20 protein-coding genes are annotated in these 22,762 nt (G+C 72.3%); 6 read left to right on the forward strand and 14 right to left on the reverse strand.

Translation table 11 applies throughout. The features are described from left to right. The first annotated feature begins 93 nt into the window (after positions 1-93). Positions 94-2,859 carry an FAD-binding protein gene (locus ACQP1V_RS24115; RefSeq protein ID WP_433411947.1) on the forward strand — a complete coding sequence of 922 codons (2,766 nt, stop codon included), beginning with the start codon at positions 94-96 and terminating at the stop codon, positions 2,857-2,859. A 3-nt stretch (positions 2,860-2,862) separates the two neighbouring features. Beyond that, positions 2,863-3,969 carry a DUF7064 domain-containing protein gene (locus ACQP1V_RS24120; RefSeq protein WP_433411950.1) on the forward strand — a complete coding sequence of 369 codons (1,107 nt, stop codon included), beginning with the start codon at positions 2,863-2,865 and terminating at the stop codon, positions 3,967-3,969. Between the two features lie 41 nt (positions 3,970-4,010). On the opposite strand, the gene hsaA is transcribed toward ACQP1V_RS24120, so the two are convergent. Further along, a complete protein-coding gene (gene hsaA, locus ACQP1V_RS24125) occupies positions 4,011-5,177 on the reverse strand; it encodes a 3-hydroxy-9,10-secoandrosta-1,3,5(10)-triene-9,17-dione monooxygenase oxygenase subunit (protein WP_387416988.1) in 1,167 nt (388 codons plus the stop codon). Between the two features lie 193 nt (positions 5,178-5,370). Here hsaA and ACQP1V_RS24130 point away from each other — a divergent pair, with 193 nt between their 5' ends. From ACQP1V_RS24130 to ACQP1V_RS24140, 3 genes are all read left to right on the forward strand, one after another. After that, complete coding sequence (locus ACQP1V_RS24130) at positions 5,371-6,516, forward strand: Rieske 2Fe-2S domain-containing protein (RefSeq protein WP_387416987.1); 1,146 nt, start codon at positions 5,371-5,373, stop codon at positions 6,514-6,516. Beyond that, positions 6,513-6,803: a ferredoxin gene (locus ACQP1V_RS24135; protein WP_433411952.1), complete on the forward strand. Its 291-nt coding sequence runs from the start codon at positions 6,513-6,515 to the stop codon at positions 6,801-6,803. Before ACQP1V_RS24130 ends, ACQP1V_RS24135 begins: the two co-directional genes overlap by 4 nt. Before the next feature lie 148 nt (positions 6,804-6,951). Then, complete coding sequence (locus ACQP1V_RS24140; protein WP_433411954.1) at positions 6,952-7,689, forward strand: AAA family ATPase; 738 nt, start codon at positions 6,952-6,954, stop codon at positions 7,687-7,689. On the opposite strand, the gene ACQP1V_RS24145 is transcribed toward ACQP1V_RS24140, so the two are convergent. From ACQP1V_RS24145 to ACQP1V_RS24170, 6 genes are all read right to left on the reverse strand, one after another. After that, a complete protein-coding gene (locus tag ACQP1V_RS24145) occupies positions 7,653-9,077 on the reverse strand; it encodes a hypothetical protein (protein WP_433411957.1) in 1,425 nt (474 codons plus the stop codon). The two genes, ACQP1V_RS24140 and ACQP1V_RS24145, sit on opposite strands and share 37 nt — an antisense overlap. Positions 9,078-9,227: 150 nt before the next feature. Beyond that, positions 9,228-10,079 carry a hypothetical protein gene (locus tag ACQP1V_RS24150; RefSeq protein WP_433411959.1) on the reverse strand — a complete coding sequence of 284 codons (852 nt, stop codon included), beginning with the start codon at positions 10,077-10,079 and terminating at the stop codon, positions 9,228-9,230. Beyond that, on the reverse strand, positions 10,076-10,633 hold the full coding sequence (locus ACQP1V_RS24155; RefSeq protein WP_433411962.1) for an RNA polymerase sigma factor: 558 nt from the start codon (positions 10,631-10,633) through the stop codon (positions 10,076-10,078). The genes ACQP1V_RS24150 and ACQP1V_RS24155 overlap by 4 nt, the downstream gene beginning before the upstream one ends. Positions 10,634-10,813: 180 nt before the next feature. Further along, the gene (locus ACQP1V_RS24160) at positions 10,814-11,566 is read right to left on the reverse strand and encodes an SDR family oxidoreductase (protein WP_433411964.1); all 753 of its coding nucleotides are present in this window, start codon (positions 11,564-11,566) and stop codon (positions 10,814-10,816) included. A gap of 17 nt (positions 11,567-11,583) precedes the next feature. Further along, positions 11,584-12,336, reverse strand: a complete 753-nt coding sequence (locus ACQP1V_RS24165; RefSeq protein ID WP_433411967.1) for an NAD(P)H-dependent oxidoreductase — start codon at positions 12,334-12,336, stop codon at positions 11,584-11,586. Between the two features lie 102 nt (positions 12,337-12,438). Beyond that, on the reverse strand, positions 12,439-13,944 hold the full coding sequence (locus ACQP1V_RS24170) for an MDR family MFS transporter (protein WP_433411969.1): 1,506 nt from the start codon (positions 13,942-13,944) through the stop codon (positions 12,439-12,441). Positions 13,945-14,028: 84 nt separating this feature from the next. On the opposite strand from ACQP1V_RS24170, the gene ACQP1V_RS24175 reads away from it, so the two are divergent. After that, positions 14,029-14,772 (forward strand): TetR/AcrR family transcriptional regulator, encoded by a 744-nt coding sequence (locus tag ACQP1V_RS24175; protein WP_433411971.1) that lies wholly within the window; start codon positions 14,029-14,031, stop codon positions 14,770-14,772. A gap of 83 nt (positions 14,773-14,855) precedes the next feature. Here the strand turns inward: ACQP1V_RS24175 and ACQP1V_RS24180 are convergent, their stop codons facing one another. From ACQP1V_RS24180 to ACQP1V_RS24210, 7 genes are all read right to left on the reverse strand, one after another. Further along, positions 14,856-15,716, reverse strand: a complete 861-nt coding sequence (locus ACQP1V_RS24180) for an SDR family NAD(P)-dependent oxidoreductase (protein ID WP_433411973.1) — start codon at positions 15,714-15,716, stop codon at positions 14,856-14,858. A gap of 1 nt (position 15,717) precedes the next feature. Beyond that, positions 15,718-16,215 (reverse strand): nuclear transport factor 2 family protein, encoded by a 498-nt coding sequence (locus tag ACQP1V_RS24185; RefSeq protein WP_387416972.1) that lies wholly within the window; start codon positions 16,213-16,215, stop codon positions 15,718-15,720. A gap of 7 nt (positions 16,216-16,222) precedes the next feature. Further along, positions 16,223-17,704, reverse strand: coding sequence for an FAD-dependent oxidoreductase (locus ACQP1V_RS24190; protein ID WP_433411975.1), 1,482 nt, complete (start codon positions 17,702-17,704; stop codon positions 16,223-16,225). Positions 17,705-17,714: 10 nt separating this feature from the next. Next, a complete protein-coding gene (locus tag ACQP1V_RS24195; RefSeq protein ID WP_387416970.1) occupies positions 17,715-18,635 on the reverse strand; it encodes a VOC family protein in 921 nt (306 codons plus the stop codon). Positions 18,636-19,320: 685 nt separating this feature from the next. Beyond that, positions 19,321-19,728 (reverse strand): hypothetical protein, encoded by a 408-nt coding sequence (locus ACQP1V_RS24200; RefSeq protein ID WP_433411977.1) that lies wholly within the window; start codon positions 19,726-19,728, stop codon positions 19,321-19,323. Positions 19,729-20,483: 755 nt separating this feature from the next. After that, positions 20,484-21,584, reverse strand: a complete 1,101-nt coding sequence (locus tag ACQP1V_RS24205) for a DUF222 domain-containing protein (protein WP_433411979.1) — start codon at positions 21,582-21,584, stop codon at positions 20,484-20,486. A 236-nt stretch (positions 21,585-21,820) separates the two neighbouring features. Further along, positions 21,821-22,213, reverse strand: coding sequence for a hypothetical protein (locus ACQP1V_RS24210; RefSeq protein ID WP_433411981.1), 393 nt, complete (start codon positions 22,211-22,213; stop codon positions 21,821-21,823). Between the last annotated feature and the right edge of the window lie 549 nt (positions 22,214-22,762).

Consider the following 22,762-nt stretch of genomic DNA (forward strand, 5'->3'; position numbering starts at 1 on the left):
CCATACCGGTGAGTGGGATGCCATCGCGACGCGGCGGCAGCGCTGGGGTTCCCTGGGCGGACAGCGCGAGATGTTCACGGAAGGACGGACGGCATGGCCGGTACCGGGGTATGGGACGACGAGTACGACGTGGTGGTCGCGGGCTCCGGCGCCGGGGCGATGACCGGGGCGCTCATCGCCGCGTCGCACGGCCTGCGCACCGTGGTGCTGGAGAAGACCTCCCTGCTCGGCGGCACCTCCGCGTACGCCGGGGCCGCCGTCTGGCTGCCGGGGACCCGGGTCCAGGAGCGGGCGGGCATCGGTGACTCGACCGAGTCGGCGCGCGCCTACCTGCGCGCCCTGCTGGGCGAGGACGCCCACGGCCGGCAGGAGGCGTTCCTGGCGACCGCCCCCGAGGTCGCCGAGTTCCTGGAGCGCGACCCGGCGATCGAGTTCGAGTGGCGTCCCTTCCCCGACTACTACGCGGTCCCCGGCCGCATGGACGCCGGGCGCTCGTTCGTCCCGCTGGACCTGCCCGCCGAGCGCCTGGGCGGGCTCGCCTCCCTGGTGCGCCCGCCGGTGGACCGCGACCGGACCGGACGCGGCCACGCCGGCGCCGCGCTCGCCCAGGGCCGGGCGCTCATCGGCCGGCTGCTGCTCGCACTGACGAACACGGGGAACGCCACCGTGCGCACCGGTGTCCGGCTCCGCCGCCTCGTCGTCGAGGACGGCCGGGTGACCGGCGTGGAGGTCGACACCGCGGACGGCCCGGCGCGGATCCGCGCGGCGCGCGGGGTGCTGCTGGCGGCGGGCGGCTTCGAGGGGAACGGCGCGATGCGGGCCGAGCACGGCGTCCCCGGCGCGGCCGAGTGGTCGATGGCGCCCGCCGGGGCGAACACCGGCGACCCCATCGTGGCCGCCGTCGCCGCCGGGGCCGCCACCGAGCTGATGGACCAGGCGTGGTGGTGCCCCGGCGTGGCGGACGAGAACGGCCGCGGCTGCTTCACGCTCGGCTTCCGCGGCGGGCTGGTGGTCGACTCGGCCGGCCGCCGGTTCGCCAACGAGTCGCTCCCCTACGACCGGATGGGGCGGGAGATGGCCGCCGCGCCCGAGCGGGTGCCCGCGTATCTGGTCTTCGACTCGCGGCACGCGGACGCGCTCCCGGCCATCTCGATCCCGTCCCTCCCCCGCTCGGCCTGGGTCGAGGCCGGCTCGCTGGACGAGCTGGCGGAGAAGCTGGGCCTGCCCGCCGCCGCGCTGGCCGCCACGGTCGAGCGGTTCAACGGCTTCGCCCGGGACGGCGTGGACGCCGACTTCCATCGAGGTGAGGACCCCTACGACCTGTTCTTCGCCGGCCGCTCCGAGGGGGCGGGCCCGAACCCCTGCCTGGTCCCGGTGGACCGCCCGCCGTACTACGCGGCGCGCCTGGTCCTCAGCGACCTCGGCACCAAGGGCGGCCTGCGCACCGACACGGAGGGCCGCGTGCTGGACGGCGCGGGCCGCCCGATCGCCGGGCTGTACGCCGCGGGCAACACCAGCGCCTCCTTCTCGGGGCGCGTCTACCCCGGCCCGGGGGTGCCGATCGGGTCGGCGATGGTCTTCGCCTATCGGGCCGCGCGGGACATGGCCGAAAATATGGCCGGAAACACGGCCGGCGACGTGACCGGTGACATGGCCGGAAGCACGGCAGGGAACACGGCCGGTGACCTGGCCGGTGGCATGCGACCGTCCGCACCCCCGGAACCGTCCGGCGACGTGCCGGAGGCGGCCCGCCGGGTCATCACCGTCGATCCGACGGACCTCGACGCGGTGCGCGCCGCCCTGGCCGGCTGGCTGGCCGAACGGCTCGGCGCCGACGGCCCGGTACGGCTGAGCGGGCTGACCCGACCGGCCCACTCCGGCATGTCGAGCGTCTCGGTCCTGTTCGACGCCGAGTGGACGGTCGCCGGCGAGGAGCGGCGGACGTCCCTGGTCGCCCGGCTGGCGCCCCGGCCGAGCACCTTCCCGGTCTTCCCCGGCTACGACATCCGCCGCCAGTTCGAGGTGATGCGGACGGTGGCCCGGCACACCGAGGTCCCGGTCCCCGAGGTCCACTGGCTGGAGGAGTCCGGCGACGTCCTCGGCGTGCCGTTCCTCGTAATGAGCCGCGCGGACGGCCGGGTGCCCGTCGACAACCCGCCGTACGTCTTCGACGGGTGGTTACGGGACGCGACCGCGCAGGAGAGGCGCGAGGTCCAGGACTCGGGCGTCGCGGTCCTGGCCGGGGTGCACGGGCTGGCGGGGGCCGCCGGCCTGCTTCCCGATCTGGCCGCCGAGGCGGGCGAGGACGCGCTGCGCGGCCACGTCGAGCGGGAGCGCGCCTACTACGAGTGGACCCGCCGCGACGACGGCGTGCGCATCCCGGTGATCGAGGACGCGTTCGCCTGGCTGGAGGAGAACTGGCCGGCCGACCCCGGCCCGCCGGTGCTGCTGTGGGGCGACGCGCGGGTCGGCAACATCGTGTACGGCGGGACCCGGCCCGTCGCCGTGCTCGACTGGGAGATGGCCGCGCTGGGGCCGCGCGAGACGGACCTCGGGTGGTTCGTCTTCCTCCACCGGTTCTTCCAGGACATCGCCGAGGTGCTGGAAGCGCCGGGCCTGCCCGGCTTCTGCCGCCGTTCGGACGTGGTCGAGGAGTACGAGCGGCGCACCGGCCACCGGGTCCGCGATCTCGACTTCTATCTGACGTACGCCGCGCTGCGGCACGCCATCGTCATGTCGCAGATCAGACGCCGGGCCATCCGGTTCGGCGAGGAGACCGTGCCGCCGACCCCCGACGAGTACGTCATGCACCACGCCGCCCTGCGCGACCTCGTCGCCGGAACCTACGCCTGGGAGTGATGGATGAGACCGGTCCCTCTGGACGAGTACCCGATCCACCAGTCGCCGCTGTCGATGGCCCAGGTCGCGGCCACCGACCGCAACTTCTACGACCGGTGCTACTTCAACGCCCACGACCGCACGGGTGAGGTGTTCCTGGTCACCGGGCTCGGCGTGTACCCGAACCTCGGTGTGACCGACGCGTTCGCGACCGTGCGGCGCGGCGGCGAGCAGTGGGCGGTGCGCTTCTCCGACGCCCTCGACGAGCGCTCGCTGGAGGCGCGGGTGGGCGGCTACCGGGTGGAGGTCGTGGAGCCGCTGCGCCGCGTCCGGGTGGTGTGCGAGCCCGCGGACGGCTCCGTGTGCTTCGACCTCACCTGGGAGGGCGCGTTCCCGGCGGTCCTCGAAGACCGGCACGTGCTCATGTCGGGGCCGAAGGCGATCCTCGACGCCACCCGGTTCGCGCAGGTCGGCGGCTGGTCGGGCACGCTGAGCGTGGCCGGCGAGGAGCTGCGGGCCGATCCCGAGGTCTGGGTCGGCGGCCGCGACCGGTCGTGGGGCATCCGCCCCGTCGGCGACGCCGACCCCGCCGGACGGCTCGCCGACGAGCCCCTCGCCGGCCACTGGTGGGTGTACGCGCCGCTGCGGTTCGACGACTTCGGCCTGCTCGTCATCGCGCAGGAGTCCGCCGACGGGACCCGCACCCTGAACCACGCCACCCGCGTCTTCCCGGACGGCCGGGTGGAGCAGCTCGGCTGGCCCCGCGTGGAGATCGCGTACGCGAGCGGGACCCGGCACCCGGAGTCCGCGCGCCTGCACCTGACGACGCCCGGCGGGGAGCCGGTGGTGGTCGAGGTCGAGACCCTCACGTCGGTCGCCCTGAGCGTCGGCGCCGGGTACGGCGGCGACCCGGACTGGACGCACGGCCAGTGGCGGGGCCGCGACTGGACGAGCTCCTCCACGTACCGGCTGGACGACCCGGCGATCACCTCCCGGCTGCCCTTCGCCACCGTGGACCACGTCGCGCGGGCCACCTGCGGCGGGGCGGTCGGGTGGGGCATGTTCGAGCACGCGAACGTGGGCCGCCACGACCCGAGCGGGTTCGCCGACTGGTTCGCGACGGCCCCCTGACCGGCTCCTGACCAGACCGCGGCCCCGTCAGGGGGCCGGTCTCAGATCATGTTGTCCTCGACGGCGAGGCCGAACTCGGCCTTGCCGTACATGGCCAGGGCGCGCTCGACGTCGTTGGCCACGTGGACGCTGCCGGCGTGCGCGTCCCGCCAGGCGCGCTCGATGGGGTTGCCGCGCTGGAGCGAGATCCCCCCGGCGGTCTTGAACAGGATGTCGATCGCCTCAAGCACCCGCTCGGTGGCGCGCACCTGGTCCCGGCGGGCCCGCAGCCGCAGCTCCATCGGGATCTCCACGCCGTCCACGGCGTGCTGGTAGACCTCGCGGACGTTGCGGTCCATCTGCAGGATCGCCGCGTCGATCTCGGAGGCGGCCCGGGCCACCGCCACCTGCGCGAACTGGTCCTCGGCGAACCGGCCGCCGCCGAGGCTGAGCCGGACCCGGTCGCGCATCGCGGCGATGTAGGACGCGTAGCAGCCCGCGACCGCGCCGACGACCGCGCCCGTGATCGCGGAGGTGAAGACGGTCGCGAAGGGCATCCGGTACAGCGGGCCGGTGTTCACCTTCTGCCCGGGGCCGCGCAGCTGCGCCTGCTCGTAGTTGCGCATGGTCCGGTACTCGGGGACGAACGCGCGCTCGACGACGATGTCGTTACTGGCGGTGCCGCGCAGGCCGATGACGTCCCAGACCTCCTCGATCCGGTAGTCCGCGCGCGGGACCAGCACGGTCATGAAGTCGACCGGCCGCCCTTCGGCGCCCACGATCAGGCCGCCGATCAGCGCCCACGACGCGTGCTCGCAGCCGGAGGAGAACTTCCACCGCCCGGACAGCTCGTAGCCGCCCTCGACCGGGGTCAGCCGCCCCACCGGCGCGTACGACGAGGCCACCAGCGTGTCGGGGTCCGCGCCCCAGACGTCGTCCTGGGCGGCCTCGGCGAACAGGCCGAGTTGCCAGGGGTGGACGCCGAGCACCGCGGCCACCCAGCCGGTCGAGCCGCACACGCCGGAGATCTCGCGCACGACCTCGTAGAACCGCACCGGGTCGCTCTCGGCGCCGCCGTACCTGCGGGGCTGCAGCATCCGGAAGACGCCGGCCTCGACGAGTTCCCGGATGCTCTCCGCCGGGACGCGTCCGTTCTCGTCGGTGGACGGGGCCCGTCCCGCGATGGACGGCAGCAGCGTGCGAACCGACTCCAGGACCTCGTTGCTCATGGGGGCGTCTCCGTGTCACTTTCATCGAATGGGGTGTTCGTGATGAGTGCCTCCATGATGGTCCTTCCGGGTTCGCGACCACGACCCGGGGCATCCCGCCCACTGGGACTCCCCGTCCGCCGCCGGTCCGGGCGACCTACCTTTCCCATGGAGAGAACCCGCGTTCCGAAGGGTGGGGTCAACAGTGACCGCAGTGGATTCCCGACACGACGACGTGCGCGCGATCGAGGCCGAGGCCGCGCCGGCACGGTTCGCCCGCGGATGGCACTGCCTGGGGTTGTCCAGCACGTTCGCGGACGGGAAGCCGCACACCGTCAACGCCTTCGGCCAGAAGCTCGTGGTCTTCCAGAGCGGCGACGGCAAGGTGAACGTCCTCGACGCGTACTGCCGGCACATGGGCGGCGACCTGTCCCAGGGCACCGTCAAGGGCAACGAGATCGCCTGCCCGTTCCACGACTGGCGCTGGGGCGGCGACGGCAAGTGCAAGAGCATCCCGTACTCGCGCCGGGTGCCGCTGCGCGCCCGTACCGCCGCCTGGATCACCATGCGGCAGGACGGCCTGCTGTTCGTCTGGAACGACCCGGAGGGCAACCCGCCGCCCCCGGACGTGACGATCCCGGTCATCGAAGGGGCGACGCGCGACGACTGGACCGACTGGGTCTGGTCCGAGACGATCGTCAACACGAACTGCCGCGAGGTCGTGGACAACGTCGTCGACATGGCGCACTTCTTCTACGTCCACTACTCGTTCCCGACGTACTTCAAGAACATCTTCGAGGGGCACACGGCGACCCAGATCATGAAGGGCATGGGCCGCCCGGACACCCGCCCGCCGGCGAGGAACGGCGAGCCGCAGCTGCTGGGCAACACCTCGGTGGCGTCCTACCACGGGCCGTCGTTCATGATCGACGACCTGACGTACCACTACGAGGGCCTGGACATCAAGTCGGTGCTGATCAACGCGCACTACCCGATCGACGCGAACTCGTTCGTGCTGCACTCGGGCATCATCGTGCAGCGCACGGACGCGCTTCCGGGTGAGGCCGCCGACGCGATGGCGCGCAAGATGAGCGACTTCATCCTCAAGGGCTTCGACCAGGACATCCAGATCTGGAAGAACAAGACCAGGATCGACAACCCGCTGCTGTGCGAGGAGGACGGCCCGGTCTACCAGCTCCGCCGCTGGTACGAACAGTTCTACGTGGACGTCGCCGACGTCACGCCGGAGATGGTCGAGCGCTTCGAGCACGAGCTGGACACCACACGCCCGGTCGAGGCGTGGCGCAAGGAGGTCGAGGAGAACATCGCCCGCAGGGCCGCCGAGAGCCGGCCGGCATGACGGTCCGGCAGGACAACCGGCTGCTGGACGCGCCGATGGTGCCGGTGGGGTGCCGCCAGTGCGGCGCCCGGGTCCAGGTGCGCAAGTCGAGCTGGCAGCAGACCAGCATCCAGTGGGACACCGAGGCCATGGACACCTGCCTGGAACGGCGCGCCGGCCCGGACGGCGGCCGTTTCACCGCGTGCGAGGCGCTGCGGGAGACCATCGCGCGGGCCGCGCTCAACGGCCACGTCCCCGTGCCGGACGACCGCTACGGCCCGGTGGCGACCGTCCCGGAAGCGCCCTGACGCTCGCCCACGGGGGCGCGTGCGGCTAGCCTCGGGCGTACGGCGCCCTCGTCGCGGCGGCCACCGATGTGGGATCGCCGCTCGCGGGGGCACGGCCCCGGCCGCGGCCCGCGGATCGGCCGCGACACCCGCGTGGAGGAGGTCTCCCGTGCTGCTCAGCCGCCTGCGCGTTCCCGGCCGGGTGCCCGCGGAGTGGCCGTTCACGCTCCCCGCCGTACGGCACCTGGCCGGACGCGGCGTCCGGCTCACCGCCCCCGTGGCGTTCCTCGTCGGGGAGAACGGCTCGGGGAAGTCCACGATCGTCGAGGCGATCGCCGACGTGTGCGGCATCAACGCGCACGGCGGAAAGGCGGGCACGAAGTACGCCAGCCGTGGCCCCGCCACCCCACTCGGCCGGGTCATCGACGCCGACCTGACCGCGGCCGGGCTGCGGCTGCTCCACGGCCCCCGGCTCCGGCGCCGGGCGTTCTTCTTCCGCGCCGAGACGCTGTTCACCCTCGGGCAGAACGTCTCCGGCCGGTACGGCTTCTGGGAGGACGACCTGACCGAGCAGTCGCACGGCGAGGGCTTCTTCACGGTCCTGGACCGGATGGTGTCCGGGCCGGGGCTGTACCTGATGGACGAGCCGGAGGCCGCGTTGTCGTTCACCTCGTGCCTGCGGCTGATCGGCCTCATGGACCAGGTGGCCCGCGACGGCGGCCAGATCATCTGCGCCACCCACTCGCCGGTCCTGGCCGGTCTCCCCGGGGCGCAGATCCTGGAGCTCGACGGCGACGGCATCCGCACGGCCGAGTGGGAGGGGTTGCAGCTCGTGGACCACTGGCGCCGCTACCTGGCCAGGCCGGACTTCTACCTCCGGCATGTCCTGTCCGACCCGGCTGGCTGAACCTCGCGCGGCCGTACGGCGAGGGCGGCGGCGACGCAGGCCACGGGCACGACGGGCAGCACGTAACGGTGGTCGAAGTCGAGCGCGGCGACCGGGCCGACCAGGAGCCCGACGGCCACCACCCACGGCAGCGCCGCCCGGCCGGGCCGCCGCACCGCGCCGGCCGCGCCCAGCAGCAGGATCGCCGCGAGCACCGGGCCGCGCAGGTAGGCGAGGTGCTGGTACGCGATGAGCACGTCGGCCCACGGCCGCACCGAGCGCATGGCCGTGATGTCGGAGTCGTACGTCCGGCGGACCTCGGCCACGAGGGGCTGGTCGGGCAGCGGCCAGGTCCCGTGGGCGAACCCGAACGCCGGAACGGTCCGGGCCGGATGCGCGACGGGCGTCCAGTGGAACGCGATGGAGGTGTCGGCGAGGACGTCGCGGAGGTAGTCGAGCGGCTGGGCGGCGATGGCGCGCAACGCGAACTCGCGCGCCTGTTCGTTGTGCGCGAACCGGCCGCCGGGCAGCAGGTTGATGGAGGCCTTCGGGTCCCACACGTACTCCGAGGCGGCGTCCTGGACGGCGCCGTTCGGGCAGAGCGGGGCCAGCTCCGGCGGCGGCTGGACGACCGCGCAGTCGGCGAAGGTCATCGTGCGCGCCCACAGCGCCACCCCGTCGGCGCCGCTCAGCGCGACCCGGCCGTGGACCGACCCGTACCAGGCGGCGTATCCGGCGAGCGGCAGCGCGCCCGCCACCGCAAGGGCGGCCAGCGGGCGCCAGGACACGCGGCGCAGCACGAGCACCAGCAGGATGAGCCCGAGCAGCGGCAGCCCGATCGTGCGGGTGAGCGCGGCCCCCGCGAGCAGCAGCCCGGCTGCCAGCGCGGCCCGCGTGGTCGGCCGTTCCCGCCACCCGAGGACGGCGACCGCGGACACGACGAGCAGGATGAACAGCGCGTCGGACAGCACCGCGTGCTCCAGCCGGAGGAACGAGGCGTCGAACAGGACCGGCGCGGCGGCGAGCACCCCCACCCAGGCGGGCAACCCCCGGCGGCGGACCAGCGCGTACCCGATCAGGCCGGTGACCAGGCCCATCGCGTGCTGAACCGCGACGACCACCGTCACGCTGTGGAACGGCAGGAGAGCGCGTAGCAGCAGCGGATAGCCGATCGGGTGGAACGTGGCCGACGGCTGCAAGTGGACGGCGTTGTCCAGGTAGGTGAAGGAGTCGTACCAGTACAGCCGGGCCGGCGGGTAGCCGAGCATGGTGACGACCCTGAGCGCGGCGGCGAGCGCGATCGCGACGGTGAAGGCACGGTGGCGCCCGAGCGGCGCGGCGGCCCGGCGCCACCAGGCGGCGGGCCGGGCGGGCGTGGGCGTAGGCGCGCCGCGTAGTTCGGTTGGCAAGGCGAATCCGATCTGGCAGGAGGAAACCCGCGCGGCCCAGGCGGCGCGGCGGGCGGAGTGCGGACGCGGGCGTCCGCACTCCAGGAGGCCGTACGCGGAGCGAACGGCCGGGCCCCGTGAGGGGGACCCGTCAGCGAAGAGCGGGAGCGGTCAGCGGTCGTTCGGGCAGAAGGTTCCCTTCGGCCGCGGCGAGGGGTTGGGCACCCGGTTGACCGCCATGAGCGCCTCGCCGGGGGCGGTCAGCGTCCCGTCGTAGACGTACCAGTCGCGGGGAACCGGCCCCTCCACGCCGTACGCGGTGAACGTCGCCTTCAGGCCGCGCTCCCGGAGTATCGGCTCGACGTCGGCCACGGTCTTGTTGATGAAGTCCACGCACTGGAACGGCTCGCCCGGAAGGTCGATCGGGGTCATCAGGCCGTAGCGCTCGCCCGGGCGAGCAGGTCGGCCGAGGAAGACGACCACCTGCTTCCGATAGTTCACCGGGATGCGCAGGCCGATCGAGCAGAAGCTGAAAGGGTTGCGACACTCGCCCGGCGCCGGAATGCGGCTGACGCCGCTCGAGCTGGGCGTGCCATCGAGGACCAGGGTCTCGCCCACCATGCTCGACGGCACCGGGACGACTTGCAGCTCGATCTTCAGGCCCCGGGCGCGCAGCTCGCGCTCGTACATCGCGGGCTCGGCGAACATGTCCTTGACCGTGACCACGTACTGGTCGCCCTCGCGCTCGATGTCGAGCGCGGCGGAGGCGGGCGCGGAGCCGAGCCAGGCCGTGGCGGCCAGCAGGACGGCGATCGCCCCGGCCGCCCCCGCCGGCCGGGTCCGTACGGCACGGCCCCACGTGCCGCGGCTCCACATGAGGCGCGGACGCCACCGGGACGACCGGGCGACGGCCGCAGGGGTCGAGGTGATCTCGTCGAGCAGCTCGCGGGCCAGCGGCGTCATCCCCGGCCCGGGGTCGGGGGCGATCTGCTCGACGAGGCGGTCGATCCGGGCGTCGGTCATACCTTCCTCCCCGCCAGCGCGAGGGCGCGCACGCCGTATCGCGCAACGTCGACGCCCGCGTGGGACAGCGCCCGCGCCAGGCGCTTGCGGGCCCGATGCAGCCGGGAGCGGGCGGCGCCGGGCGAGCAGCCGAGGACGACGGCGACCTCGTCGGAGGTCAGGCCCTCCCACGTCACCAGCGCCAGCACCTCGCGGTCGTCCGCGTACAGCCGCCCGAAGGCCGCCCGGACCGCCTCGAGGTCGTCGTCGGGCGGGGCCGTGCTCTCGGCCCAGCGGGCGAGCTGCCCGCCCAGCCGCTCGACCAGGGCGCTCCGGCGCGTCGCCGTCCTGTGGCCGTTGGCGAGCACGCGCCTGGCCACGCCGTACAGCCAGAGCCGCGCGGCGTGGCCGTCCGGGACGTCGGGCAGCCGGCGCCACGCGGTGGCGAAGGTCTCGGCGAGCGCGTCGGCGGCGTCGTCGTGCGAGTCGACGCGCCGCCGGATGTAGGCGAGGAGGTCGGCGTAGTACGCCAGATAGATCTCCTCGAAGCGCTGTCCCGCCTCTGGACGGCCCACTGTGCTCCCTCTCGCCAGGTGCTCCTTCACACTCGTACGTGTCCGGATGCCAAGGAGTGTTCCACCCAGATCTTGAAAAGAGAGGCGATTTCCGTTTCTTCGCCGGTAGACGGGCCGCGTCGCGCAGGGTGGCCCTCCAGTCGGCGGCGGGCTCGACCTGCGCGGCTCGGTCGCGTGGACCTAGGACATGGTCGTCCCGCCTGAGACGTCGAGGCGGTGTCCGGTGATGTAGCGGCTGTCGTCAGAGGCCAGGAAGGCGACGGTGTCGGCCACGTCGGCAGGCGTACCCAGCCGACCGACAGGCGTCTGGGACGACAGCCAGGCCAGGGCCTCGCCGACCAGGCGTCCTTGGTGCATGTCGGTGTCGATGACGCCGGGGGCCACGGTGTTGACCGTGATGCCGCGCGGCCCGAGTTGCTTGGCCAGGGCGGTGGTGAGGACGTCGAGTGCGGCCTTGGACATGGCGTAGTCGATCGCCCTGGGCATGGCCGCTCCCCGGGTCAGCATGGTGCCCACGGTGATGATCCGCCCGCCGTCGCGCAGTCGTGGCAGGGCGAGCTGGGTGATGAAGAACGGGGCGGTGGTGTTGACCGCGAACAGGCGCTCGAAGCCGTCCCGGGTGACGCCGTCGATCTCGCTCTGGCCGCCGAGGATGCCCGCGTTGTTGACCAGGATGTCCAGCCCGTCGGCGTGCGCGTCGAAGGCGGTCCACAGGGCTTCGGCGTCGCCGGGCGCGCCCAGCTCGGCCTGGACGGCGAAGGCCCGCCCGCCGGCCGCCTCGATGGCGGCGACGGTGTCCTTGGCGGCAACGTGGTTGCTGCCGTAGTGCACGGCGACCCAGGCGCCTTCGCAGGCCAGCCGGGTGGCGATCGCGCGGCCGATGCCCCGGCTCGCGCCGGTCACCAACGCCGTCTTTTCGGTCAATCTCCTCATGATCATGCCTTTCTGGTTCATGCGGTGTAGGGGGTGGCGGCCTTGGCGTCGCGCAGAACCCGCGCCCACCAGCTCACCTGGTCCAGCAGGGTCGTGGCGGCCGCGGCCGGGCCGGCGGGGTCCTTCGGCTGTCCGTTGCCGTCGAAGCACTCCCAGGCGCCATGAAAGCTGACGGTGTCGCGGGTGGTGACGGCGTGCAGCTCGGCGAAGACCGCGCGCAGGTGCTCCACCGCCCGCAGACCTCCGGAGATGCCGCCGTAGGACACGAACGCCACCGGCTTGGCATGAAACTGCTGGTTGTGCCAGTCGATCGCGTTCTTCAGCGCGGCCGGGTAGCTGTGGTTGTACTCGGGTGTCACCACCACGAACGCGTCCGCGGCCGCCAGCCGTGGCGTCAGCTCACCCAGCGCTTTCAGCACCGGCTCCGGCGCTGACATCGACGGGGCCGCCGCCCCGATCGGCATGTCGGCCAGATCGATCACATCAACGTCCAGATCTGGGCGTGTGGTGGCCTGGCCGGCGAACCAGGCGGCCACGGTGGGTCCGAACCGGCCGTCGCGGATACTGCCGACGATGACGGCCAGCCTTAGCGGGTCATTGGTCATGGTGTTCTCCTTCGTGGTGGCGGCCTGGCGCAGGGCCGCCAGCAGTGTGGTCTCGGTCTGGGATCCGATGAGCGGGGGCAGGTTCTCGATGAGGAAGACCGGTATGCCGGTGATGCCGAGGCGGCGCACTTGCTCCAGCCGGGTACGCACCGCGGCGGCAGGCACAACGCCGGTGGTGACACCAACCTCGGCTGCCGAGATAGGAGTGTGCGCAGATGACGTCCATCACGAGCTGGGCTTTCACGCTGTGCGGCATGGGTGCCTGCCTCACGCGGCCGCAGTGGCGGGCTCGGCCGACGGGGTCCGGTCGCGCAACGGGACCTCGCGGATGAACCAGGCCAGCGCGAAGGCGAGAACGCCCAGCGCGGCCGCGCCGAGGGCCATGGCGTGAATGCCGCGGGAGACGGCGAGGTGAACCGCCTCCCGCGCGGCGGGCGGGAGCTGGGTGAGCGCGCCGCGCGTCAGCTGGCCGGAGGCGATCCGGGCGCCGGTTGCCGCGCCGAGGCGGTCGATGAGGGTATCTCTCAGCCGGGCGGTGTACAGGGCGCCGAGCGCGGCCACGCCCAGCGAGGCGCCCATGGTGTGCCAGAGGGTGACCGAGCCGCTGGCCGCCCCCATGTCGCGCGGCTCGGCGCTGTTGATCGTGATGATCGTGGTGGACTGCATCAGTAGGCCCACTCCGAGCCCGCCGATCAGCGTCAGACCGGAGGCGAGCGGCAGGTTGGTGCCGGGCCGCAGCATGAGCAGCACGAGCATGCCGGCCGCCACGGTGGCGCCGCCGAGGATCGGGTAGATCCGGTAGCGGCCGGTGCGGCTGATGAGCCGGCCGGTGCCGATCAGCACGGCGACCATCCCGAGCATCGAGGGCAGGATCAGCAGGCCGCTGGCGACCGGCGAGGCGCCGTGGACCAGCTGCATGTACTGGGGCAGGAAGGTGGCCGCCACCACCATGCCGACGCCGCCCAGGAAGCGGATGACCTGGGCGAGGGTGAAGTTGCGGTCGGCGAACAGTCGCAGCGGGACGATCGGCTCGGCCGCGCGCCGTTCCACGAGGAGCAGGACGGCCAGCGCGGCCAGCCCGATCAGACCCAAGACGAGGATCGGAGCCGAGCCCCAGGCGTACTGGGTGCCGCCCCAGCCGGCGACCAGACTCAGCGCCACCAGCGCCACCGTCAGCAGCAGCGCCCCGAGATAGTCGATCCGCGCCCTGATCCGGCGCCGCTCCAGCCGCACGGCGGCACCGATGAGCAGCAAGGCGACCGCGCCGATGGGAAGGTTGACGAAGAACGCCCACCGCCAGCCCAGCTGCTCGGCAAACAGGCCACCGAGCAACGGCCCGGCGATGAAGGCGATCGGCATCATGACCCCGAACAGCCCCATGAGCCTGCCGCTGTGCCGGGGCGGCACCAGCTCGCCGATCAGCGCTAGAGCCCCGGTCATCAGGCCGCCCGCGCCCAACCCCTGCACCATCCGGAAGCCGACGAGCTGAATCATGTCCTGCGCGGCCCCTGACAGCCCGGACCCCAGCAGGAAGATCACGATCGCGGCCATGTACACCGCCTTGCGGCCGTACAGGTCGCCGAGTTTTCCCCAGATCGGCGTCGAGGCGGCCATGCAGATCAGATAGGCCGTCGCCACCCAGGAGAAGTACTCCAGACCGCCGAGATCTTTCATGATCGCCGGCAGCGCGGGTCCGAGCATCATGCCGTCCAGCGGGGCTGTGATCATGCCCAGCATCACGCCGGTCACGCCCATGCGAAGAGTTCGGTCCATGCGTCCTCCAATTCGCGTACCTTGTACGTGAAATGGACCATAGCTATTCAGGTACCATGTACGCAAATAAGGAGAGGGGAACCGGTGGCCGACGCGGAACCGACCAGCATTTGGATGCAACCGGAGCGGCAGGAACGCTCCGGACCGGGGCGGCGCCCCGGCTACAGCCGCGAGCAGATCACCCGGACGGCCGTCCAGATCGCCGACGCCGAAGGGGTGGAGGCCGCAACCATGCGGCGGATCGCGGGCGAGCTGGGCACCGGCGCCATGTCGCTCTACCGCTACGTGCCCCGGCGCGACGACCTCTTCGACCTCATGATCGACCTGGCGATGGCCGAGGTCGAACTCCCCGGCGGCCCGTCCGGTGACTGGCGAGACGACCTGACACTGCTGGCCCGGCAGCTCCGTGCCACGGGCCTACGCCATCCATGGCTGATCGCGCTGCTCACCAGCCGGCCGACGCTGGGCCCCCACCTGCTGCGCGTGCACGAGTTCGCGCTGGGTGCCTTCGACGGGCTCGGGCTCCACATCGACGACATCACCGGCCTGGTCGCAATGCTGAACGACTATCTGCACAGTGCGGTCCGTCGCGAGATCAGCTGGCTGGAGGAGGCGCGCCGCACCGGCCTGGACTCCGAGCGCTGGAAGCGGGACTACATGGGACCGTACGTCCGCCAGGTCGTCGAATCCGGCGCCTTCCCCCTGTTCAGCCGATCAGTTCTCGACTCCCGCACCGCCCATCTCACCCCCGAGGAGCGTTTCCGGCAGGGGCTCGACCGCATCCTCGACGCCCTCGCCGCGCTCATCCCATCGCTTCGTCCTCGTTGAGCCGGAAGGCAGTGACACTCCCGCGAAGGAGCAGCGGAATGTGCACGAGCGGACCGAGGGCTGAGGGCCGCTCCCCGGAGCGGTCACGGAACGGGGAACACCGGGCCGCCGCCGAACGCGGCCCGGTGCGAGGCCGGTAGCCGGCCGTCCCGCTCGGTCACGCCGTACTCGGCCGCCGTCTCCGCCGAGATGAGCGTCTGCCCGCTGCGGGCGCGCACCTTCGGGTCGGCGGCGAGCGCGGCGATCACCCGCCCCTCGAACTCGGGGGTCTCCGCCTCGGCGATCGGAAACCCGGCGATGGTCTCGACACCCTTCGCCAGGACCCGCTCGGTCCGCACGAGGCCGAGCCACAGCGAGAGGACCGTGACCTCGTGGCCGGCCAGCTCCACCGCCATGTCGGCGGTCATCTTGTCGATCGCCGCCTTGGACATGCCGTACAGCACCGAGTGCAGGTGGCGGCGGGTACCGAAGGACGAGATGTTCACGATCAGCCCGCTGCCGCGCCGTACCATCCGGGCGGTCGCGGCCACGCTCGCCACGTAGTGGGCGCGCAGCCCCACCGTGATGAGGCTGTCCCAGTCGCTGAGCGGGCGCCGCCAGAACGGCTCGGCGGCGCGGTCGTAGGCCGGCCCGGCCCAGACGTTGTTGACGAGGAGGTCGATCCGGCCCCGCTCCGCGTCCACCCGGTCGAAGAGGGCGGCGATCTGCGCGTCGTCGCGGTGGTCGCAGGCCACCGCGACGCCCGCGCCGCCCGCGCCGCCCCGGGACGTCACCTCGTCGGCCGAGCGTCGCAGACGGTCGTTCTCCTCGATCGGGCCGCGGCCGGTGACGTACACCGTCCAGCCCTCTTCGCCGAGGGCGAGGGCGACGCCCTTGCCGACGCCGCGGCTCGCGCCGGTGACGACGGCGACCTTCCCCGCGCCCGGCCCGCTGCCCGTGCCCATTTCAGAAATCCTCCGTGACGACGGTGCCCTCGGGGAGCGGCCGGGTGATCGACCAGAGCTCCCGCGCGTGGCACTTCGACTTCTTCCACCGGCCGTCCTCGACGACGTACGCGTCGTCGTACTCCACGGTGGCGATCTTCTCGGTGTTGTCGGCCAGGTTGACCTGGCGGAAGCGCAGCGTCCACCGGCCGACGGCCTCGGTCTCCGAGACCAGCGTGATGTCGGGGTGGATGCCGTGGTGCATGTCGAGGATCACGTGCCTGCCGTCCACCGTGCGGAGCGCGATCTTCTCGAAGGTCGCCACCAGCCCCGCCGCGTCGTCGTAGTCGCCCATCCGGCCGAACCGGATGGACGCGCCCTCACGGACGAAGCAGTCCCGGAACGCCTCCGGATCCTTCGAGTCGCAGGCGCGCCAGTACCGGTACTTGAGCGCCGTGATCGCCGCGATCCGTTCCTGGTCCGCGACGCGTTCCTCCAGCGTCCGCCGCGTCGCGCTCATCGGCCCGTCACGCCTCCCCCGCCGCCGCGCGCCCGGCCCGGCGGCCGAAGAACGTGCCGTCGCCGAGCGAGGTGCCGCTGATGTAGCCCTCGCCGTGGATGCCGGAACTGGCCCGGCCCGCCGCGTACAGGCCGGGGATCGGGCGGCCCGACTGGTCGAGCACGGCGCCGTCCACGGTGGTGCGCAGGCCGCCGAGGGTGAAGCCGGCCGCGCCGGTGCCCCGGACGGCGGCGTCCCCGTCGCCGGGGACGAACCCGAGCCGCGGATCGATCGCGGCGAAGGGCGCCCTCAGCGGCCGGAGCCACTTGGCGTCCTTGTGGAAGTAGGGGTCCTCGCCGCGCTCGGCGTACCGGTTGTAGACGCCGATCGTGGTCTCCAGCGCGCCGGCGGGCATCCCGAGCGTCTCCTCCAGCTCAGCGAGGGTCTCCGCGACGATCTCGGGACGTACGCCCCACCGGTCGCGCTCGGGGATGTCCTCGTACCCCTCCTCGTCGATGATCACCCAGTACGGTCCGGGCTGGTGCCGGACCGCGGCGACGCTGAACAGCCCCGGGTACACGTCCTCGTTGACGAACCGCTGGCCGAGCCCGTTGACGAGCATCCCCCGGGTGACCATCGCGGGCAGGGCGGTCAGCGCGATCTCCGCCTCCGCCATGTGGCGGGTGGCCGCGCCGAGCGCCGCCGCCATGCGGATGCCGCCGCCGTCGTCGAGCCCGGCGCTGACCTTCCCGTGCCCGAGAAGCACCGGCGCGTGCTGCCGGAGCATCTCCTCGGAGTCGACGAAACCGCCGGTCGTGAGCACGACGCCCTTGCGCGCGCGGTAGGTCACGGTCTCGCCGTACCGGCGGGCGGTCACGCCGACGACACGGCCCTCGTCGCCGACCACCAGGGCGGTGGCGACGGTGTCGGTGTGGCAGGCCGCGCCCGCGCCCTTCGCCGCCTCGACCAGCTTCTCCATGATCAGCCAACCGCCGAAGCCCTCGGTGGCGGGCCGGTGGCCGCGCGGCACCGGCCGGGCGATCGTGTTGTACGGCCAGGCGTTCTCGCCCAGCCACATCAGCCCGTCCGCGGTCAGCGGCATCCAGGACGGGGCGTCGAACAGCGACTCGTTGAAAGTGATGCCACGCGCGAGGAACCACTCGAAATGCTCGACGCTGCCGTCGCAGTACGGCCGCAGCTTCTCCTCGTCGGCGTGCGGGCCGAGGGCCGCCGCGAGGTAGGCGAACATGTTGTCCGCGTCGTCCTCGAACCCGCACGCCTTCTGCACGCTCGTTCCGCCGCCGAGATACAGCTCGCCGCCGGACAGCGCGGACGAGCCGCCCGGCCCGCTCGCGCGTTCCAGCACGAGGACGTCGGCGCCCGCCGCGGCGGCCTCGAAGGCGGCGGAGGCGCCGGCGCAGCCGAACCCGACGACGAGTACCTCGCATTCATGGTCGAACCGGGCGACGGACGACGCCTTGACCGGTTCGACCGAGGGAAGGGATCTCACCGGCCGCCTCTCAGGAACGCGGGATGAAGGCGGCGAGCGGCTCGGAGCCGGACCAGTCGTGCCCCCAGTAGCTGTCGGCGGTGATCTCCTCGGCGGTGTAGTACGTCTCGTCCACGAGCATCCCGTCGCAGCCGTACTCGATGTCCCAGCCTCCGGGGGCGCGGACGTAGAACGACACCATCTTGTCGTTCGTGTGCCGGCCCAGCGTGGACGAGATGGAGAAGCCCAGCTTGCGTACCTTGTCCAGGGCCATGCCGACGGCGTCGAGGGTGTCGACCTCGACCATGAGGTGGATCAGGCCGGGCTCCTCGCCGTGTGGCGCGGGGCAGACGGCGAGGCTGTGGTGACGCTGGTTGACGCCCATGAAGCGGATGCGCATCACCGGCACGCCGCCCTGGCCACCGCCGACCTTCATGGCGCCGCGAGGGAGGAAGCCGAGCACCTCTGTGTAGAAGGAGAAGGTCTCCTGCATCGCGGTGGTCGGCAGGACCGCGTGGCCCATCCCCTGCGGGCCGGTGACGAACCGCTGGCCCAGCCCGGTGATCACCGGGCTGTGGTCGAGCACGGGGCCGAAGAAGACCTCGACCGGCGTACCGGCCGGGTCCTCGAAGGCGATGACCTGCTCGGCGGCCCGCTCCACGGCCTCCGCCTCCGACAGCACCTTGACGGCGACACCCGCGGCCTCCACCGCGCGTCCGACGGCGGCGAGCGCGAACTGGTCGCGCACCTCCCAGCCGACGGCGAGCACCCGGTCGGACTCGCCGGGCAGCACGATCAGCCGCGCCTGGCGCTCGTCCATCCGCAGATACAGGCCGTCGGGGTCGGGCCCGCTCCCCTCGGCGAACCCGAGGCCGTCGATCACCAGCTCGCGCCAGCGCTTGATGTCCCGTGTCTGGACCTTGAGATAGCCCAGCCCTCGGATCTGCGTCACAGTCCTCAATCCCATCTGCCGGTGCCCCGCTGGGGCGTGGTAACCCTCCGGTCCGCGCGGGACGCTCTTCTCTGCCCCCAAGGTGACAGAGCCGCCGCGCGAAAGCCCCCGGCCTCCCGCTCAGTGAGATCCCCCGCCGACGCGGCGGACGGGCCCCACGATGTGGGGAAAGCCACCCGCGACCGGGGACGAGATGCACAACTCGACGGCACCGGCCACCCGGCCCCCGCGAACCGCACCCGAAAGGACGTCCGACGGCGCTGGCCACCGGGACGAGCCGGACATCGGCCGCGAGACCGCGCTGGCCCCGGCCCGCACCGGCTACGACGTCGCGTTCACGACCCGCATGAGGTCCCGTTCACGACGCGCACAACGCCACCACGTTCACGACCCGCACAAGGTCCCGCTCACAACGCGCACAACGCCACCACGTTCACAACGCGCATGGAGGAGGAGGGCCAGGAGGTGCTCCCATCCCGCTTCAGCGGCGAGGTGCGGGCGGAGATCCCGGTGCGTCCTGGTCGCGACCCGGAAGCGGATCGAGGCCTTCGGCGTACGGACGCCCGGGGCGGATTGACAGTTGGGCCGGGCGAGGGCCTCCGCCAAGCACGCCGAGTTCACGCCTCGGGCGGCGACCTCCACCCCTCGGATGGGAAGCTGACGATCTCCCCCTTCGGACAGGAAGCTACAGCTCGGGCGGGAGGGCGAGCAGCACCGGCCAGTCGTCCTCACAGGTCAGCACCTCGTCGAGCGTGCGCTCCGGACTTGCGACGAACACGGCGGTTGCGGGTGCCGTCCGCGCGTACAGATCCGGGTCCACCACACCCTCCGCGCGTAGCACCAGTGCCGCCTCGGGATCTATCGCCGACCGGCCGGGGAATTCCGCCGAGTCCACACCTATCTGCCCCAGCGCAAACGGGTACACGGCGATATCGACCACCAAGCGGTTGTCGTCGAGTGTGTGCTCGGCCCAGCCGTCCGTCCGCAGCAGGAAGAACACGCCGTTCCCCTCATAGCAGTAGTCGCCGAGCCGGGCGACTGCGCGCTCACCCCGGGTGCCATCGGGGTCGACGACGAGCGTCACGACAGGCACGTCCGGCTCGTCCGGGTTGACGCCAGGACAGATACAGAGCCGGGCCACGGCAGCCTCCGATGATGGCGGCAAATGCGGATGCGAAGGGCACCAGTAGAGCACGATCGACGATCGTCCCGACGGACAAGCCTGGGCAAACCCACACGAACCCGCGCGACTCCACAAACCCGCGCACCCGCGCACCCGCGAACCCGTGCGCTCCCGAGCACACCCGTGCGAGCTGCGAGCGTCCGCGTCGCCTTTCGCCTGCCCGTCTTGCCCGAGGATGGGCAAGAGCAGCGTGGACGGGATCACCCTCTATCCACGCGGCGCCGGGAGCGGCGGCGAGCGGGGCTCCGTCCGCCGATGTCCGGCGCGTCAAGCGCCGGCACGTGGACTTCTGGCACGCACAGTTCGGCATGCTGTCGGGCCGTCTGGTGGGCGGGGCCTAATCACTGGTGATCGATCGCTGCGCTGGGCTATTGCCTGTTCGCGCATTGTCTGGGGCGGCCCGGGGCCACTCGGGCGGAGCTCCGGCACGCTGACATCCGACGCGTGCGACTCTGGCGCGTGGAATCCCAGTACGTGGAAGTTCCGGCATGCGGACGCCCCGGCGTGTGGGGCCTTGGCGTGTGGGACCCCGGCGCGTGGAGTTCGGGCATGCTGCGGGGCCGGCCCGCGGGAGGGGCCAGATCATCGGGTGGCCACCACGATCAACCTCGCCGATCACGGCTCGCTGGTCGCCGGTCGAGGATGGCTGTTCGCGGAATTGTTGGTCACTGTCTGTCGGTCCAGCGTCGGGGGCGGAGCTTGGAATACCGGTAGAACCGCATCGACACGGTCCCGTCCCCCTGATCGATCACCTCTACCCGGTCGGGGTGGCGGGACTTCCACTTGTTGTCCGCCGCACACAACGGTGCGAGGTTGTCCAGGTCGGTGCGGCCGGTCGGGTACCAGGGTTCGATGTGGTCGATCTCGGCCAGGTAGGCGGGGACGTCGCAGCCTTCACGGCAGCAGGTCCGGTACATGGCCAGGATCGCTTCCCGCTGGTCGGCCGAGGCCAGCCGACGTGCCCGCCCGAAGTCCCGCATGATCCCGTCGGCGTCGCGGAGCACCCGCCGTAGTTCAGCGGTGTAGGCCATCCTGCGCGCATCCTCGGCCGGGACAGCCGTGCCGTCCTCCAGAAAGGCTGGTTCTTCCGATTGGCCGGTCAGGGTCTGCTCGGTGACCGACACGTGCATCACGGTGCGCCTGCCGCCCTGCGATAGGCGGATGGCGAGGGCGTCGGCCATGCGGCGGCCGTGGTTGCGCAGGTCGGTGCTGTCGGTCTTCACCGCCAAAGGTTCCAGCCAGGTCTTCAGCTGCATCTTCAACTCCGGGTCGAGCAGCCCGCGCAGGCGGCCCATCCCATCGGCGGTGTCGGAGATCGTCAGGTGCTGGCGTTCGGTCTTGGCCGCCGCCCGCGCCAGCCTCCCGTCCGGGTCGATCGTCTCGATGATGGTCTGACCGGCGCGGGCCACGTCCTCCACCGTCGACGCCGACGCCTGCGCCAACTCCACCAGGATCGGTTCCGCCAGTTCGGTTTCGGCGTCATCCAGATGCCGGGTGGCGGACGCGATCGTCGCCGCATACCCGAACGACAGGCGACCCGAGGCGAACAGACCAGCGGTGCGGGGCAGGCGCGGCAGCTGCCGCGAGAGTGTGACACGTTCCCCTGCGCGGGCGGTGCGTGACCCGGTGGCTGCTGCCAGCCATGCTCCGATCGACCGCCGCCCGAACAGGTGGTGGCCTTTACCCGCTTCGGCTATCGGGAGGCGGGCGGCGATCGCGGCTTCGGCCAGATCGATCGCCCGGGCCAGGGCGACGATCTCCGCCATCGCCACCTCAACCTCGGCACCAGTCTCGACCCCGGCGCCAGCGTCAACACCAGCACCGGCCTCGGCCCCTGCGCCAACACCAGCACCGGCACCGGCCCCAGCGCCAGCCTCGGCCTCGGCTCCAGCCCCGGTCTTGGTTTCGCCCGGCACCTTTCCCGCAGCCGCGGCCAGCCGCTCGGCACGAGCGAGCAACTCGATGACGTCGCGTCCGGCCAGGTTCAGATCGGGCCAGTCCGCTACCCGGCTATCACCACCAGCAGCATCCGGGCCTGTGGGGTTCTGGCCGTCACTGCCAGCGCTGCCTGCACCAGCGCGTCGGCGGTCGGTGGTAGCGCCCCGGCCAACTGCGTCCTGGCCATCCCGACTAGCGCCCCGGCGGTCACCACCAGCGGCCGGGCCGTCACCTTCGAAGCCCTGGCCAGCGCCCCGGTCATCAGTGCCCCGGCCATCGGCGGCAGCATTGCCACCGGCCCGCCGGTCACCGCCACGCCGACCCGAACCCTGTGCGTCTGTGTCCTGCGGGGCGCGGCCCGGACGCTGCTCGTCCTCGCGAACGCGGCCCACGCCCAGCTGATCCCGGCCCCGCCGGTCCTTGCCCTGTCGGCCCGAGTCGTTCTGCTGCCGATCATCCCGACCAGCCCGCAAGGGACGGTTCACGGACGACTCATCGAGGGTGGGGCGGCGGCCTTGCCAGATTCCGTCCCAGGCCGACAGGTCGTCACGGTTGCATCCGGGCCGCGGTAGCTCGTCCCGACCGGAAAGAGCACCGCCATCGCTTCCGAGGCGCTGCGACCCCTCCCCGCCGTCAGGCTTCTGCTCTCCCGGCGCGTCCGGGAGGCCGAGCAGCCGACGTGCCCAGGAGTGCGCCTCGTCCGGCTCGCGTCGCGCAGCTTGCCCGTCAACGCGCGCCGTGGCGTCCGGCTGACCGCGTCGCACAGTTCGCCCCTCGGGGCGCGCCGGGTCGTGTGGGGCGGGATCAGGGGCTCCTTCGCGGCCACCGAAACCGCGGGCGTGATCGAGGAACCCGCCGCTGCGAGCGCGGTCGAGGAGCACCGCACCGTAGGAGTCACCGGAGAAGCGATCGGATCCGATGAGCGGCGTGTGCCGCCTGGACCCGCGGCGTCGCGGGGACGTGGAAGGCGCGTCGGATGAGCGGGACGGAGGTGAGTCCTCCGGTC

Source organism: Microtetraspora malaysiensis (assembly GCF_050947145.1).
In the GTDB taxonomy this organism is placed as follows: domain Bacteria; phylum Actinomycetota; class Actinomycetes; order Streptosporangiales; family Streptosporangiaceae; genus Microtetraspora_A; species Microtetraspora_A malaysiensis.

Bases quoted from the DNA above. Each gene is read 5' to 3' on its own strand.
- ACQP1V_RS24210 (WP_433411981.1), bottom strand. From the start codon at position 22,213: ATGATCGGCAGCAGAACGACTCGGGCCGACAGGGCAAGGACCGGCGGG.
- ACQP1V_RS24150 (WP_433411959.1), bottom strand. From the start codon at position 10,079: ATGACCGACGCCCGGATCGACCGCCTCGTCGAGCAGATCGCCCCCGAC.
- ACQP1V_RS24185 (WP_387416972.1), bottom strand. From the start codon at position 16,215: ATGAGCGCGACGCGGCGGACGCTGGAGGAACGCGTCGCGGACCAGGAA.
- ACQP1V_RS24135 (WP_433411952.1), top strand. From the start codon at position 6,513: ATGACGGTCCGGCAGGACAACCGGCTGCTGGACGCGCCGATGGTGCCG.
- ACQP1V_RS24170 (WP_433411969.1), bottom strand. From the start codon at position 13,944: ATGGACCGAACTCTTCGCATGGGCGTGACCGGCGTGATGCTGGGCATG.
- ACQP1V_RS24115 (WP_433411947.1), top strand. From the start codon at position 94: ATGGCCGGTACCGGGGTATGGGACGACGAGTACGACGTGGTGGTCGCG.
- ACQP1V_RS24180 (WP_433411973.1), bottom strand. From the start codon at position 15,716: ATGGGCACGGGCAGCGGGCCGGGCGCGGGGAAGGTCGCCGTCGTCACC.
- ACQP1V_RS24205 (WP_433411979.1), bottom strand. From the start codon at position 21,584: ATGGCGGAGATCGTCGCCCTGGCCCGGGCGATCGATCTGGCCGAAGCC.
- ACQP1V_RS24160 (WP_433411964.1), bottom strand. From the start codon at position 11,566: ATGAGGAGATTGACCGAAAAGACGGCGTTGGTGACCGGCGCGAGCCGG.
- hsaA (WP_387416988.1), bottom strand. From the start codon at position 5,177: ATGAGCAACGAGGTCCTGGAGTCGGTTCGCACGCTGCTGCCGTCCATC.
- ACQP1V_RS24120 (WP_433411950.1), top strand. From the start codon at position 2,863: ATGAGACCGGTCCCTCTGGACGAGTACCCGATCCACCAGTCGCCGCTG.